Genomic DNA, 14,801 nt, shown 5'->3' with positions numbered 1-14,801 from the left:
GAACAAGAAAAAGCAAGAAACCGAAGAAATCATGTTCTAATCCGATTATTAGAACAAGAAAAAGCAAGAAACCGAAGAAATCATGTTCTAATCCGGTTATTAGAACAAGAAAAAGCAAGAAACCGAAGAAATCATGTTCTAATCCGATTATTAGAACAAGAAAAAGCAAGAAACCGAAGAAATCATGTTCCAATCCGATTATTAGAACAAGAAAAAGCAAGAAACCGAAGAAATCATGTTCTAATCCGATTATTAGAACATGAAAAAGCAAGAAACCGAAGAAATCATGTTCTAATCCGATTATTAGAACATGAAAAAGCATGGATCTATATTCTATTTGGAATCCTAGCAAAAGAAAAATCACAAAAAGGAACAATCCCTCCCATGATCCATACCATCTCTCCTTTCAGCCATGATAAAAGTTGATATTTTTCTATTCCCTATAGATTTACTTGTATTTAGCCGCAAGTATGATATATTCATTATCGGGTAATATCTAAAAGATAGATTTCAATGATGGAGTTGATATAATGCTGCACCAGTTCTCAAGAAATGAGCTTGCTATTGGTAAAGAAGGATTAGACATTATGAAAAACAGCACTGTGGCTGTTTTAGGTATTGGCGGAGTAGGTACCTTTGCTGCTGAAGCGTTAGCACGATCAGGCGTTGGCCGCCTTGTGCTGGTTGATAAAGATGATGTTGATATCACAAACGTTAACCGTCAAATTATTGCAATGCTTTCAACGGTTGGAAGACCAAAAGTTGAAATCATGCAGGAAAGAATTAAGGATATTAATCCTGATTGTGAAGTCATTGCGCTAAAAATGTTCTATACAGAAGAAACGTACGAGCAATTTTTTGACTATGGCTTGGACTTTGTGGTTGATGCTTCTGATACGATTTCTTATAAAATTCATTTGATGAAGGAATGTTTGAATAGAAAAATACCTATTATCTCAAGTATGGGTGCTGCAAATAAGATGGATCCGACACGTTTCCAAATTGCAGATATTTCTAAAACACATACAGATCCAATCGCTAAGGTCATTCGTACTCGCTTAAGAAAAGAAGGAATTAGAAAAGGTATTCCAGTTGTATTTTCTGATGAGAGTCCGATTGTGATTAGAGAAGATGTGCGTAAAACAGTTGGTAAGGACGATGCGGTGATCCGTAAAGCAAAAATGCCTCCTTCCTCAAACGCATTTGTTCCTTCTGTTGCCGGTTTAGTTATGGCAAGTTACGTCGTTAGAGAGCTTTTAAGCGATATTAAGATTAGCCGCGTGAATGACGAGAATAGATAATATTAAGCTAACAGTTTCTAATTTGAGCTGTTAGCTTTTTTTATGAAAAAATATCCAAAAAAATGGTTGACGGATTTATTTGTATTAGTGTACTATCTAACTAATACACTAATGCTTGAATAGAGGAGGTTTTTAGTTTGCAAGCCTTTAAAGGGTTAATTATTAAGGAACAAAAGCTGATGATGAACACCTTTTTGTCGGGAATCGGACTTCTTATATTAGCTGTAATTGGAGGTTTTGGGTTAACAAGGTATTTTAATGAGCCCAATATCTTGGCTGCGGTTATTTTCGGAGTTGTGTTTGCGCATGTTTTTTATTTGCCATTGTATGTTTTAATGTCTTTAAACATTGAAGCAAAAACACAGACATGGCTGCATAACCCCAATAGCGGTTCCTTGCTGTTTCTTGCAAAATTGCTATCAGGGTTAATGAGTTTTTGTGCTTCCATGCTGATTTCAATTGGGATTCTTTCTATCGTAATTAATCAATCCCAGGTGATGGATTTTTTCCAGATGTTTGGAGGATCATTAGTATTCAATCTGATATTAATGCTTGCGGGTATTACATGCCTTGCCGTACATTTGTCCATTTGGGTTCTATTTTATTGGGGATTATTTCATTCTCTTAAGAATGTGCCGGTTATTGGGAAAATCCGCTGGCTGTTCCTTATCGCGTTTTGGATTGTCCAAATGATGGTAGGTAATTATTTCACTCAATTAGGCATTTACCAATCCATTATTGAATTTGGAACAATCGAAGTGCAGTCTAAATGGTTTCAATTTAATACTGATCAGAGTTCATTTGCAGTAGGCCTTTCTGATACAGCGCAGCTATCCATCACAAGTGGAATTATATATTTAGGTTTGTCCGCTTTAGTTTTTTTCCTTGCTTCCTGGCTGCTGGAGAAGAAGGTAGAGGTGTAATGATGGGAGAAGAATTTCAGGCTTCAAAACCGATATATATGCAAATCGTCGATAGGATTGTGCAGCAAATAATCAGAGGGGAATTATTGCCTGAGGAAAAGCTGCCGTCAGTGCGGGAGATGGCAATACAAACAGGAGTCAATCCAAATACGATTCAAAGGACTTACAGTGAATTGGAGAGGATGGAAGTGGTAGAGACAAAGCGCGGGCAAGGGACATTTATAACAGAAGATGAGCAGATGATTAAGCAATTAAAAGTAAATATGCAAATAGGCATTATAGAAGTATTTGTGAAAAATATGAAGGAACTGGGTTTCTCAGATAAAGAGATGGTCACTGGGTTAGAGACATATTTTGAAAGAAAGCGAGGGGAGGATGATGATTGAATTCCAATCGGTCACAAAGAATTATGGAGGCGATGAAGGGCTTTCTAATATAAACATCTCATTAGAAAAAGGAAAGATTTATGGATTGCTTGGACCAAATGGCAGTGGTAAATCTACTACCTTGAAGCTTATTGCTGGTCTTGCTTATCCCTCGAAAGGGAAAGTCATTGTTAATGGAAAAACAGTGAACCGCAAAATAGCAAGTGAAGTGGTTTATTTAACAGAAGTTGATATGTTTTATCCGTCATTTAAAGTGAAGGATATGATCTCTTATTATCAAACACAGTTCAGTGATTTCAGTTTGAACAAGGCAGATGAACTACTCAGCTTCATGAATCTGGAACCCGAACGAAAAATCAAGCATTTATCAAAAGGGAATCGGGGAAGACTGAAGCTCGTGCTGGCCTTATCAAGAACAGCATCGGTTGTGCTATTAGATGAACCTTTCTCCGGTCTTGATCCAATGGTAAGAGATTCAATTGTGAAAAGCTTGCTTTCCTATATTGACTTTAATAACCAAACGGTGATTATTGCGACACATGAAATCGATGAAATTGAACCGTTGCTAGATGAGGTTATCGCTTTGAGGGAAGGTGAATTTATCGGCAAATTCAATGTCGAAGATTTACGTGAGAAAGAAGGCTTATCCATCATTGATTGGATGAAACAAACATTTAAGGAATGAGGGGAAATATAATGGAAACGCTCGTGCAGATAGAAAATGTATCAAAAGTCATTAAAGGCAGAACGATTATAGATTCATTAAGTTTTAAGGTGAACGAAGGGGAGGTATTTGGATTTCTTGGTCCCAATGGGGCAGGGAAGACGACTACGATTCGTATGATGGTTGGATTAATCGGGATTACTTCTGGGGATATAAAGATCCTTGGATCCAGCATTAAAACAGATTTTGAAAAAGCAGTAGGGCATGTTGGCGCAATTGTTGAAAATCCGGAAATGTATAAATTTATGAGCGGATATCAAAACTTGCTTCATTATGCCAGAATGTCACAAGGTATTACTAAAGAGAAGATTGCTGAAACAGTGGGATTTGTAGGTTTAACTGATCGAATCCATGACAAGGTTAAAACATATTCACTCGGGATGAGGCAGAGACTTGGATTGGCGCAATGTCTTTTGCATGATCCGAAAATTCTTATATTGGATGAACCGACCAACGGACTGGATCCTGCAGGAATTAGAGAAATCAGAGATCATGTAAGAAAGCTGGCAAGGGAAAAAGGCATGGCAGTTATCGTATCCAGTCACTTGCTTTCTGAAATGGAAATGATGTGTGATCGTATTGGAATCATCCAAAATGGAAAATTAATTGATGTTCAAAGCATCACAGATTTTGTTCAAGCAGATGGAAGCACTTATGAAATAGAGGTCGATTCACCAGAAAAAGCTGAGGCTGCTCTGAAATCCCTCTATCAGGAAGTTCCTTTCCAGATAAACGGCAATAAAATGATTGTTACTTTAATGAAGGATGATGTGCCCGACCTAGTTAAGGCATTCGTTCACGAGGATATACGAATTTTCAGCATTCAAGAAACGTTAAAAACCTTGGAAGATCGTTTCCTTGAAGTGACAACTAGAAAGGGAGAGAATCTAAATGTTTAATCTGATTCAAAATGAATGGTTGAAAATTTTTAAAAAATCTGGCACATATGTTATGGTTGGCCTCCTGTTACTGATTATTACGATCGCAGGTGCATTCATGAAATACCAGGACACAAGAGCCTCTGTTCCTGATAATGAGTCATGGAAAAAAGGATTGGAAATGCAAAATCAAAGTTATCAAAAAGAGCTTGAAGAGTCTGGAGATATGATGCCAGCAGCAGTGAAGGTAAGCTATGAGGAATCGATAGCAATCAATGAGTACCGAATTGAGAATAATCTATCACCTAATCAGGACTATTCAGGATTAAGCTTCGTATCGGATATGTCTTCACTAATTGATTTTGTTGGACTATTTGTGATTATTATTGCTGGAGGAATCGTAGCGAGTGAGTTTAACTGGGGTACGATAAAGCTTTTACTCATTCGTCCGATAAAAAGAGAAAAAATATTAGCATCAAAATATATTACGGTGCTATTATTTGGCGGATCATTACTCGGTTTACTTTTCCTTTATTCAGGGTTGTTAGGCCTTATACTCTTTGGTACAGCTGACCAGCCTGTTCCCCATCTTAACTACCAGGATGGAATGGTGACAGAGCAAAACTTATTCTTATATCTTATGAAAGGTTATGGACTGTCATCCATTAACATGCTAATGCTTGCTACAATGGCTTTTATGATATCTGCAGCCTTTAGAAGCAATTCCTTAGCAATTGGGTTATCAATTTTCCTTATGTTTGCTGGTGGTCAAATCACTCAATTGGTTGCGATGAAATATGAGTGGGCTAAATTCAGCTTATTTGCTAACACAAACCTATTACAGTATTTTGAAGGAACACCCATGCTGCCTGGTATGACTTTGGGCTTCTCAATTATCATGTTAATCATTTATTTTATCCTGTTTCAAGCGATTGCCTTTTTCGTATTTAAGAAAAGAGATGTCACTGCTTAAGTGGAGAAACGAGTTGGGCACTATTTTAAGCAGATAGCCTAAGATACTCCTAACATAAAAGGACGGTATGCTTATACGTCCTTTTGTGTTAGATTTTTTATTCTGAACTTTAGAAGCTGTTTATTCAAGATAATAATTAAACCAAGTGATGATTTCTTTTTTTAGGATTCATCTAAATGACTTGAAAGAGCATGACCTTCTTCAGGGTCCCCAATATACCTGAAGACCTTATTAAATTCTTCTAACTTCTCTACCACATCCCGTCCCTGGCTTACAGCTATACTCTGATCGATCAACCTTATTTTGCATCATTCGCTCCTTGTCTATAAAGCTTCTAGTTTAAGAGAGGTCGATCTTTTCATTATGGTAATAAACAAATAACGCAGAAAACGGGCTTATAATAGCCGAGCTTTCTGCGTTATATATAAAAGCTAATCTATTCTTGCAACCGCTTATAAACGACGGCAAGTGCTTGTTCAAATTTACCGTTTTTCTTAGGCTGATAATAATCTTTGTTTTTGATTTTATTTGGTAAGTATTGCTGTTTGACCCAGCCACTCTCATAATCATGCGGGTATTTATAGTCGATGCCTCTACCAAGCTCCTTTGCACCCTTATAATGTGCGTCTCTTAAATGGTCGGGTACCTCTCCGCTTTTACCTGCCCTAATATCTGCGAGAGCTGAATCGATGGCAGATATCGCGGAATTTGATTTAGGAGAAAGACAGAGTTCTATCACTGCGTTGGCTAATGGAATCCGAGCTTCAGGAAACCCAATTCGTTCAGCTGTTTCAATTGCAGCTAATGTTCTTGCTCCTGCTTGCGGGGAAGCAAGACCGATATCTTCATATGCGATGACTAGTATTCTTCTGCCGATACTAATTAAATCTCCCGCTTCGATCAGTCTTCCTAAATAATGCAGTGCAGCATTGACATCACTGCCTCGAATTGATTTTTGGAAGGCGGAAAGGACATCATAATGCGCATCGCCATCGCGATCATGGGTGAGGCTCTTTCTTTGCATGCATTCTTCGGCTTCCGTAAGACCGATCTCGATGATACCTTGGTCATTTGGTTCTGTTGAGAGTACTGCAAGTTCAAGTGCATTTAAAGAGCTTCTCACATCCCCGTTTGATGCGGATGCGAGATGACTTAAAGCCTCCTCCGAAAGGTTGATACTCTTTTCACCCAATCCGCGTTCCTTATCATTTACTGCAGTCATTAATGCAGAGATAATTTCTTCTTCTGTTAAAGGCTTCAGCTCAAATATTTGGCATCTACTTCTAATGGCAGGATTAATTGCATGGTAAGGATTGCTTGTTGTTGCACCGATTAAAGTAATCATGCCATTTTCCAAATAAGGAAGTAAAAAGTCTTGTTTCGCTTTATCAAGACGATGCACTTCATCAAGTAATAATATAACTTTACCGGACATTTTGGCTTCAGCAGCGACGACTTCCATATCTTTTTTATTATTTGTTACTGCGTTTAATGTTCGGAAAGCAAAGCTTGTACTGCCTGCAATAGCGCTGGCTATGGAAGTTTTTCCAACACCTGGAGGTCCATATAAAATCATCGATGATAGCTGTTTAGCCTTGACCATTCGACTGATGATTTTCCCTTCGCTCACAAGGTGTTTTTGACCGATGACTTCATCAATGGACCTCGGACGCATACGGAAAGCTAACGGTTTTATATTCAATTTCATCACTCCAAATCTTAAACCGATTTCTTTCTTAAACATACCATACTCTAAAGCAAGCTAAAATGAATAATGCTTTCAAATATGCTATAATGACAAAGTCTATTTAATAGTTAAAAATGTATATATTATGAAGTCGTACTTACTGAAAAACTATATTCTTTGTACTGGCGAAGGGAAAATATAATATGAATCGAATGATGCGGGGGCAAATTGGACCGAGATTTCTTGTATACATCTTAGGCTTATTAATTATGAGTCTTGGGATCGTTTTGTTAATTGTAGCCAATCTGGGTGCGACGCCGTGGGATGTTTTACATGTCGGACTATACTATCAATTAGGTTTGACGATTGGAAGCTGGTCGATCATTGTTGGAATTGTCATTTTAATTGTCTCTTCTCTTATTTCCAAGGAGTTCCCAAAAACAGGTGCATATATTAATATGATTCTTATTGGTGTCTTTATAGATTTATATTTATTATTACCATTTATGCAAACTCCGGATCATCTGTTTGGAAAAATTCTGATGTTTGCCGCAGGTGTCATTATTTATTGTTACGGTATGGGCATTTATATATCAGCACGCTTTGGAACGGGACCAAGAGATAGTCTTATGATGGCACTAACAATGAAAACAGGCTGGAAGGTTGGACCTGTTCGTTCTTGTATGGAAATCATTGTCCTTATTATCGGATGGCAGTTAGGCGGTCCCGTTTTTTGGGGGACGATTGCTTTAAGTCTTTCAATTGGACCGATTGTTGGATTTGCTTTGCCACAATGTCAGGCGCTAACCGATCGGTTTTTAGCTCACCTTAAAAAGGAAAAAGTATTTATCGCACATTAAAGGATAAGCTGAAAAGAAAAGCTTTAATGACTGAAATGACTAAATGAATGCACGGCGCTTCAAATATATAAGAAAGATTGAAATAGGGGTGTCAAGAACATGAAAATTTCTACAAAGGGCCGTTATGGCTTAACTATCATGATTGAATTAGCGAAAAAGTATGGTGAAGGACCAATTTCATTAAAAACGATTGCGCAAGCTAATGACTTATCTGAACATTATTTAGAACAGTTAATTGCACCATTAAGGAATGCAGGATTGGTTAAAAGTATTCGCGGTGCTTATGGTGGTTATATATTAGGAGATATACCTTCAAAGATAACTGCGGGAGATATTATTCGAGTGCTTGAAGGACCAATTAGTCCTGTTGAAGGAATCGAGAATGAGGAACCGGCAAAAAGAGAGCTTTGGATGCGTATCCGTGATGCTGTCAAGGATGTATTGGATAATACAACAGTTGAGGATTTAGCAAACCATACAGATAACGGTGAATCAGACGCTTATATGTTTTATATATAAAAATCCCTTTAGGAAATAAAGCAAGAAGGTGAAAGAAATTGGACCGAATTTATGTGGATCATGCTGCAACTTCGCCGATGCATCCCGATGTGATTGATAAAATGATGAAGCTGATGGGAACTGAATTTGGAAACCCATCAAGCATTCATTATTTCGGCAGAAGTGCGAGAAATATAATTGATGAGGCACGTGCAGAAATGGCAAAAAGCATCGGTGCCGATCCGAATGAAATCATATTTACCAGCGGGGGAACAGAAGCTGATAACCATGCAATTTTTGGTGTGGCAGAAGCCTATCAGCAAAATGGGAAGCACATCATTACAACACAAATCGAGCATCATGCGGTGCTACATGCTTGTGAACAATTAGAGAAACAAGGATATGACGTCACATATTTGCCGGTGAATGAGGACGGATTGATCTCCCTAACTGATCTAAAGCAAGCTTTAAGAGAAGAAACCATTCTTGTATCTATTATGTTTGCTAATAATGAAGTTGGTACGATTCAGCCTATATCAGAAATCGGAAAAATTCTCGCAGATCATCAAGCAATCTTTCATAGTGACGCTGTACAAGCCTATGGCTTAGAAAAAATCAATGTGAGGGAAGAGGGGATTGATTTATTATCAGTATCGGCTCATAAAATCAATGGACCAAAAGGGATTGGTTTTCTTTTTGTTAATAAAGAAATAAAACTCCCTTCCCGATTGTTTGGCGGAGAGCAGGAAAGAAAAAGACGCGCAGGTACTGAAAATGTACCTGCTATCGCTGGATTTTTAGAAGCTGTCAGAGTTTCTCAAAAAGAGAGGGACAGCAAACAGAAAGTATATCAAGAATATAAAACAGCATTTTTATCTGTGCTCGATGAAAATAAAATAGAGTATAGCCAAAACGGTTCACTTGATGAAACATTGCCACATGTATTAAACTTAAGCTTCCCCGGCACAAATGTAGAGGCAATGCTTGTTAATTTAGACTTGGCAGGAATAGCTGCTTCAAGCGGTTCTGCTTGTACAGCAGGATCGATTGACCCGTCACATGTCCTCGTTGCCATGTATGGGAAAGGTGATGAGCGTTTGATCAACTCCATTCGTTTTAGCTTTGGCCTCAACAATACGATGGAGCAAATCAAATATGTCGGACAAGAAACAAGTAAAATCGTTCAACGGTTTACAAATAAATAATTTTGATATAAGAGTGGTGAATAGAATGAAAAAAGCAATAAAGGATACACGTGTTGTCGTCGGGATGTCTGGAGGTGTTGACTCCTCTGTTGCTGCGCTTTTACTAAAAGAGCAAGGCTATGATGTCATCGGCATTTTTATGAAAAACTGGGATGACACAGATGAAAACGGTGTATGTACAGCCACCGAGGACTACGATGATGTGATTCGGGTATGCAATCAAATTGGCATTCCTTATTATGCAGTCAATTTTGAGAAGCAATATTGGGATAAAGTTTTTACTTATTTCCTTGAAGAATATAAAGCAGGTAGAACGCCAAATCCTGATGTTATGTGCAATAAGGAAATTAAATTTAAGGCTTTTCTTGAGCATGCAATGAGTCTGGGTGCAGATTATCTTGCAACTGGTCATTATGCACGCGTTGAGCAGCGTGATGGAGAAGTGAAGATGCTTCGTGGTCTGGATGAAAATAAAGACCAAACGTATTTTCTTAATCAATTAAGCCAGGAACAGTTGGAAAAAGTAATGTTTCCAATTGGTGATATAGAGAAATCAAAAGTAAGGGAAATTGCAGCAAATGCCAATTTAGCCACCGCTACTAAAAAGGATAGTACAGGCATCTGCTTCATTGGTGAAAGAAACTTTAAAGAGTTTCTAGGTAATTATTTACCAGCTCAGCCTGGGAATATGGAAACATTTGATGGTGAAGTGGTCGGTAAGCATGATGGATTAATGTACTATACAATCGGTCAAAGGCACGGACTTGGCATTGGAGGCGCAGGTGAACCTTGGTTTGCTATTGGAAAAGACCTTAAGCGTAACGTCCTCTATGTTGGTCAAGGCTTTCATCATGAAATGCTCTACTCTGATTCCCTTATTGCTGTGAATATTGGTTGGGTTTCTAATAAAGACAAACCGCAAACATTTGAATGTACAGCGAAATTCAGATATCGTCAGCAGGATAGTAAGGTGACAATTGAAATATTTGATGATGGCAGAGCAAAAGTAATCTTTAATGAGCCAGTCAGGGCGATTACTCCTGGACAAGCAGTTGTTTTCTATGATGGAGATGAGTGCTTGGGCGGCGGAACAATTGATGAAGTATATAAAGAAGCTAAACGCCTAACTTATGTGGGATAAAAAAACTGACCTAGGATCATTTAAACATGATTCTAGGTCAGTTTTTGCTTTAGCGAATAGTCATTAGGGCAAATGGATGTTTTTATCATGAAATATGCTATACTTTCAAGAGAATAAATCGTACAGCTTTAATTGATGGAATGAAATGGAGTAGATTGTGATGGAAAAAAACCAATTAGGTATTCAATATATGCAAGAAGGCAAATGGGAAGATGCTGCAAAGGTCTTTATGGAGGCTATCGAGGAAAATCCTGATGACGCCGTTTCCTATATTAATTTCGGGAATGTATTATCTGCGGTCGGAGAAATTGAAAAGGCTCTAAAATTTTATGAAAAGGCGATCGGGCTTGATGAAAATGCAGGTGCGGCTTATTATAGCGCCGGTAACCTATACTATAATCAAGAAAACTTTGACGAAGCCAAGAATATGTTTGAAATGGCAATGCAAAAAGGAATCAATTCAGCCGATAACTTTTTTATGTTGGGAATGTCTTTGATTCAATTGGAGCAGGGAAAACTAGCTCTTCCGTATTTGCAGAGAGGTGCAGAGTTAAATCCAGATGATCCAGAAATTTTATTTCAATATGGCTTATCCCTAGCGCAATTAGAGCTAATTGACGAAGCGATCAATCAACTGGAGAAATGCATCGAGATCGATCCACGCCATGCAGATGCTCATTACAATCTGGGGGTAGCATACGGCTTTAAGGAAAATAGTGAAATGGCACTTAAGCATTTTGAAGAAGCACTTGATATTCAGCCTGACCATCTCCTAGCTGGTTATGGAAAAAAACTCATTGAAAATGACCAAAACGATTAATATAAAATAAGAAGCAAGATGCTTTTTTGAAGGAGGAAGCATAAATGGAGAAGCAGGATTCTCTTGATCTTTTTGCCGGAGAAAAAAAGAAATTTATCAAGGGTAAGCATCTTGTCACGGTTTTTCATAATGAACAAAACTTGTACACGGTTTTACGAATTAGAGTCGAAGAAACCAACCATGATTATGATGATAATGAAGCGGTTGTCACTGGTTATTTTCCCCAAATCCACCCCCAGGAATCCTATATATTCTATGGAGAATTAAAGGACCATCCTAAATTTGGCGTTCAGCTGCATGCAAGTCATTATCAAAAGGATATCCCCCAGACAAAACAAGGGGTGGCAAATTATTTAGCGGGCGAGCTATTTAAAGGAATTGGAAAAAAAACAGCTGAGAGCATTGTTGAAACCTTGGGTGAAAATGCCATTTCCAAAATATTAAATAAGCCTTCTCTTCTTGATCAGGTGCCTAAATTGTCATCAGAAAAAGCGAAATCGCTCTATGATACGCTCATGGAACATCAAGGTTTGGAGCAAACAATGATTGCCCTTAATCAATTCGGCTTTGGTCCACAGCTTTCGATGAAAATTTATCAGCAATACAAAGAAACGACAATTGAAGTCATTCAGAAGAATCCTTATCAGCTTGTCGAGGATATTGAAGGAATCGGCTTTAACCGTGCTGACGAATTGGGCTATCACGTTGGGCTGTTTGGTAGTCATCCAGATAGAATAAGGGCAGCTTGCCTTCATGTATTAGAAGCAGAAAGCACACAAGCTGGTAATGTTTACACAGAAACGAAAATTCTGCTTGAAGGTGTTAAGAAGATCCTTGAAGACAACAAACGGGATGTCATTGAATACGAAGAGATTTCAAAAGAAATCATCACGCTTGGTGAAGAAGGAAAGCTGATCGCTGAGGAGCAAAGAGTTTATTCCCCTTCTCTTTATTTTTCGGAAAAAGGGATTGTGACGAATATAAAGAGAATCGTAAAGCAAACGCAATATGATGAGCAATTTCCAGAGTCAGAGTTTTTAATGGCGCTTGGAAACCTTGAGGAAAGGCTTGGTGTGCAATATGCACCTTCCCAAAAAGAGGCCATCCAAAAAGCGCTCATGTCTCCTATGCTGATTTTAACCGGAGGTCCTGGTACAGGAAAAACAACAGTCATTAAAGGCATTGTTGAGCTCTATGCCGAATTGCATGGCTGCTCTTTGGAACAAAAGGATTATAAAAAAGAAGAGCCTTTCCCTTTCTTGCTAGCTGCGCCAACCGGACGGGCTGCAAAAAGAATGTCTGAGTCGACCGGTTTACCTGCAGTGACAATTCATCGCCTCCTTGGATGGAATGGAAGTGAGGGGTTTGATCGACAGGAAGAAAACCCTTTAGAAGGAAAAATCCTCATTGTAGATGAAACCTCTATGGTAGATGTCTGGCTTGCGAATCAACTATTTAAGGCGATACCTGATGAAATGCAGGTCATTCTAGTTGGAGATGAGGACCAGCTTCCTTCTGTTGGACCAGGACAGGTTTTAAAGGACCTGCTCAAATCAGAGCGTATACCATCCGTGATGTTAACGGATATTTATCGTCAGGCAGAAGGATCCTCCATTATCGAACTTGCCCATGAGATGAAAAGGGGACGTGTACCGGCTAATATCACTTTACAGCAGCCGGATCGATCTTTTATAAGATGCCAGCCTGCCCAGATTGGTACTGTCGTTGAACAAGTGGTATCAAACGCAAAGAAAAAAGGATTTTCCGCAAGGGATATTCAAGTATTGGCACCGATGTACAGAGGTCCAGCCGGTATTGATAAATTAAATGAAATGATTCAAGAAATCTTCAATCCAAACCCAGATGAATCAAAGAAGGAACTAGCTTTTGGCGATGTGAAATATCGAATCGGAGACAAGGTGCTCCAATTGGTGAACCAGCCTGAAAACCATGTGTTTAACGGAGATATGGGTGAGATTGTTTCCATTTTCTTTGCAAAGGAAAATACGGAAAAACAAGATATGGTGATTGTTTCATTTGATGGAACGGAGGCAACTTATACAAGGCAGGATTTAAATCAGATTACCCATGCCTATTGCTGCTCAGTACATAAATCTCAAGGTAGTGAATTTCCAATTGTTATTCTTCCTGTCGTTAAAAGCTATTATCGCATGCTCCGCCGCAATTTGCTTTATACCGCGATTACCCGCAGTAAGCAGTTTTTAATCCTATGCGGGGATGAGGATGCTTTAAAAATGGGAGTGGAAAGAACGGATGGGTCTCGACTCTCGAGCTTGAGAGAAAAACTTCAGGACGCCATCTTGGGAGAAAAGCAAAGTGCAGACTCTCTCCTAGTTGTAACAGATGGAATGACCTATGAAGAAGAAATCATGCAGGCTGATCCAATGATTGGAATGGAAAAAATCACACCGTATGATTTTCTAGAAAAAGAATATAGCTAAGTATAAGCAGTCTAAATTAGACTGCTTTTTTTCATAAGGCCTTTTCTGAAGGATTGTTGTTCTTTCATAGGTTTTGATATGACAACATTGGAACGGGTGTGCGAGACTCCTGCGGAAGCAGCGGTACAGGAGATACCCCGCAGGAGTGAAGCGGACGAGGAGGCTCACCCCGCGGAAAGCAAGCACATTCAACGACTATTATGAAAGGTAACAAAGTATGGGAAAACAATACAAAATGATATTGCAGGATGTGAAAAAATGGGCAGAAAAAAGAAATTAGGAAAAAAGAACATAAAAGAGCATCCATTTTCAGAAGAGATATCTGATGGGGAAGAGAGAAATCAACGTTATCATCAGCCTAGGTACACAATTAAATCGCAATAAAATTTTGACTGGAAACCGTTTTTCGTTATGTAAATTGAACGATTAGCAGAAACTATAAATGTTCGGGAAGGCGGGATAAACTTTGCGGACATTTTCATTATTAAAAGGACTGCCAGTAATTGAAATTAAAAGCGGAACGGTTCTTGGTGAGGTTTGTGATTTAATTATTCTTACAGATGGAACAGTAAAGGGGTTGCTGGTTAAAGTCGGCTCGTTTTTCAAAAAAACATATCTTCTGGATATTAAAGAGGTTTCTTCCTTTGGCTGGGATGGGGTCATGGTCATAGATCGTATGACGTTGATTCCCCTGCATAAACATAAAGAATATACATTTGCAGGAGATAACCGCTTATTGGGAAAAATGATTATGACAAAAGAAGGGGACAGGCTTGGACTGCTTGAGGATGTATATTTTCAAGAGGAAGTGGGCACAATCGTAGGGTATGAATTATCGGATGGCTTCTTTTCAGATATGCTGGAAGGAAAAAAAGTAATAAAAACCGATGAACCCCCTGCGATTGGGAAAGATGCCATCATCGTAAATGTAAAGTAAGGTGAG

General features: G+C 38.6%; 16 protein-coding genes. 15 read left to right on the top strand and 1 reads right to left on the bottom strand.

The annotated features are described in order from the left end of the window. The 7 genes from J2S17_RS07010 to J2S17_RS06980 form a co-directional block, all read left to right on the top strand. Positions 1-426, top strand: a 426-nt coding sequence (locus tag J2S17_RS07010) for a hypothetical protein (RefSeq protein ID WP_307473237.1), incomplete at its 5' end; no start/stop codon positions are given. A 104-nt stretch (positions 427-530) separates the two neighbouring features. Then, complete coding sequence (locus J2S17_RS07005) at positions 531-1,301, top strand: tRNA threonylcarbamoyladenosine dehydratase (protein WP_307473235.1); 771 nt, start codon at positions 531-533, stop codon at positions 1,299-1,301. A gap of 137 nt (positions 1,302-1,438) precedes the next feature. Next, positions 1,439-2,224, top strand: a complete 786-nt coding sequence (locus J2S17_RS07000; RefSeq protein WP_307473234.1) for a hypothetical protein — start codon at positions 1,439-1,441, stop codon at positions 2,222-2,224. Between the two features lie 2 nt (positions 2,225-2,226). After that, a complete protein-coding gene (locus J2S17_RS06995; protein ID WP_307473231.1) occupies positions 2,227-2,610 on the top strand; it encodes a GntR family transcriptional regulator in 384 nt (127 codons plus the stop codon). Further along, positions 2,600-3,295 carry an ABC transporter ATP-binding protein gene (locus J2S17_RS06990; RefSeq protein WP_370874969.1) on the top strand — a complete coding sequence of 232 codons (696 nt, stop codon included), beginning with the start codon at positions 2,600-2,602 and terminating at the stop codon, positions 3,293-3,295. The genes J2S17_RS06995 and J2S17_RS06990 overlap by 11 nt, the downstream gene beginning before the upstream one ends. Positions 3,296-3,306: 11 nt before the next feature. Beyond that, positions 3,307-4,233: an ABC transporter ATP-binding protein gene (locus tag J2S17_RS06985; RefSeq protein ID WP_307473228.1), complete on the top strand. Its 927-nt coding sequence runs from the start codon at positions 3,307-3,309 to the stop codon at positions 4,231-4,233. Further along, entirely contained in the window at positions 4,226-5,185 is a 960-nt protein-coding gene (locus tag J2S17_RS06980) for an ABC transporter permease (protein WP_307473225.1), read from the top strand. The genes J2S17_RS06985 and J2S17_RS06980 overlap by 8 nt, the downstream gene beginning before the upstream one ends. A gap of 436 nt (positions 5,186-5,621) precedes the next feature. Here the strand turns inward: J2S17_RS06980 and J2S17_RS06975 are convergent, their stop codons facing one another. Next, positions 5,622-6,887, bottom strand: a complete 1,266-nt coding sequence (locus tag J2S17_RS06975) for a replication-associated recombination protein A (protein WP_307473271.1) — start codon at positions 6,885-6,887, stop codon at positions 5,622-5,624. A gap of 188 nt (positions 6,888-7,075) precedes the next feature. Here J2S17_RS06975 and J2S17_RS06970 point away from each other — a divergent pair, with 188 nt between their 5' ends. The 8 genes from J2S17_RS06970 to J2S17_RS06935 all read left to right on the top strand — a co-directional run bounded on the left by J2S17_RS06970 (position 7,076) and on the right by J2S17_RS06935 (position 14,795). Beyond that, positions 7,076-7,732 carry a YczE/YyaS/YitT family protein gene (locus tag J2S17_RS06970; protein ID WP_307473223.1) on the top strand — a complete coding sequence of 219 codons (657 nt, stop codon included), beginning with the start codon at positions 7,076-7,078 and terminating at the stop codon, positions 7,730-7,732. A 99-nt stretch (positions 7,733-7,831) separates the two neighbouring features. Further along, positions 7,832-8,251, top strand: a complete 420-nt coding sequence (gene cymR, locus J2S17_RS06965) for a cysteine metabolism transcriptional regulator CymR (protein ID WP_307473220.1) — start codon at positions 7,832-7,834, stop codon at positions 8,249-8,251. Positions 8,252-8,289: 38 nt separating this feature from the next. Beyond that, positions 8,290-9,435, top strand: coding sequence for a cysteine desulfurase family protein (locus J2S17_RS06960; protein ID WP_307473219.1), 1,146 nt, complete (start codon positions 8,290-8,292; stop codon positions 9,433-9,435). 25 nt (positions 9,436-9,460) lie between these two features. Further along, the gene (mnmA, locus tag J2S17_RS06955; RefSeq protein WP_307473216.1) at positions 9,461-10,576 is read left to right on the top strand and encodes a tRNA 2-thiouridine(34) synthase MnmA; all 1,116 of its coding nucleotides are present in this window, start codon (positions 9,461-9,463) and stop codon (positions 10,574-10,576) included. 160 nt (positions 10,577-10,736) lie between these two features. After that, positions 10,737-11,396 carry a tetratricopeptide repeat protein gene (locus J2S17_RS06950; protein WP_307473215.1) on the top strand — a complete coding sequence of 220 codons (660 nt, stop codon included), beginning with the start codon at positions 10,737-10,739 and terminating at the stop codon, positions 11,394-11,396. Positions 11,397-11,440: 44 nt separating this feature from the next. Next, positions 11,441-13,858, top strand: coding sequence for an SF1B family DNA helicase RecD2 (gene recD2, locus J2S17_RS06945; protein WP_307473213.1), 2,418 nt, complete (start codon positions 11,441-11,443; stop codon positions 13,856-13,858). Between the two features lie 258 nt (positions 13,859-14,116). Continuing rightward, entirely contained in the window at positions 14,117-14,242 is a 126-nt protein-coding gene (locus J2S17_RS06940) for a hypothetical protein (protein WP_307473211.1), read from the top strand. Positions 14,243-14,324: 82 nt separating this feature from the next. After that, positions 14,325-14,795 carry a PRC-barrel domain-containing protein gene (locus J2S17_RS06935; RefSeq protein ID WP_307473209.1) on the top strand — a complete coding sequence of 157 codons (471 nt, stop codon included), beginning with the start codon at positions 14,325-14,327 and terminating at the stop codon, positions 14,793-14,795. Positions 14,796-14,801 lie beyond the last annotated feature (6 nt).

Source organism: Cytobacillus purgationiresistens (assembly GCF_030813235.1).
Classification (GTDB): Bacteria; Bacillota; Bacilli; order Bacillales; family Cytobacillaceae; genus Cytobacillus; species Cytobacillus purgationiresistens.
The sequence above is the reverse complement of the archived record's forward strand: the minus strand, read 5'-3'. Positions and strand labels throughout refer to the sequence as shown.

Bases quoted from the DNA above. Each gene is read 5' to 3' on its own strand.
- J2S17_RS06940 (WP_307473211.1), top strand. From the start codon at position 14,117: ATGGGCAGAAAAAAGAAATTAGGAAAAAAGAACATAAAAGAGCATCCA.
- J2S17_RS06970 (WP_307473223.1), top strand. From the start codon at position 7,076: ATGAATCGAATGATGCGGGGGCAAATTGGACCGAGATTTCTTGTATAC.
- J2S17_RS06995 (WP_307473231.1), top strand. From the start codon at position 2,227: ATGGGAGAAGAATTTCAGGCTTCAAAACCGATATATATGCAAATCGTC.
- J2S17_RS06950 (WP_307473215.1), top strand. From the start codon at position 10,737: ATGGAAAAAAACCAATTAGGTATTCAATATATGCAAGAAGGCAAATGG.
- J2S17_RS07005 (WP_307473235.1), top strand. From the start codon at position 531: ATGCTGCACCAGTTCTCAAGAAATGAGCTTGCTATTGGTAAAGAAGGA.
- J2S17_RS06985 (WP_307473228.1), top strand. From the start codon at position 3,307: ATGGAAACGCTCGTGCAGATAGAAAATGTATCAAAAGTCATTAAAGGC.
- mnmA (WP_307473216.1), top strand. From the start codon at position 9,461: ATGAAAAAAGCAATAAAGGATACACGTGTTGTCGTCGGGATGTCTGGA.
- J2S17_RS06990 (WP_370874969.1), top strand. From the start codon at position 2,600: ATGATGATTGAATTCCAATCGGTCACAAAGAATTATGGAGGCGATGAA.
- cymR (WP_307473220.1), top strand. From the start codon at position 7,832: ATGAAAATTTCTACAAAGGGCCGTTATGGCTTAACTATCATGATTGAA.
- J2S17_RS06980 (WP_307473225.1), top strand. From the start codon at position 4,226: ATGTTTAATCTGATTCAAAATGAATGGTTGAAAATTTTTAAAAAATCT.
- recD2 (WP_307473213.1), top strand. From the start codon at position 11,441: ATGGAGAAGCAGGATTCTCTTGATCTTTTTGCCGGAGAAAAAAAGAAA.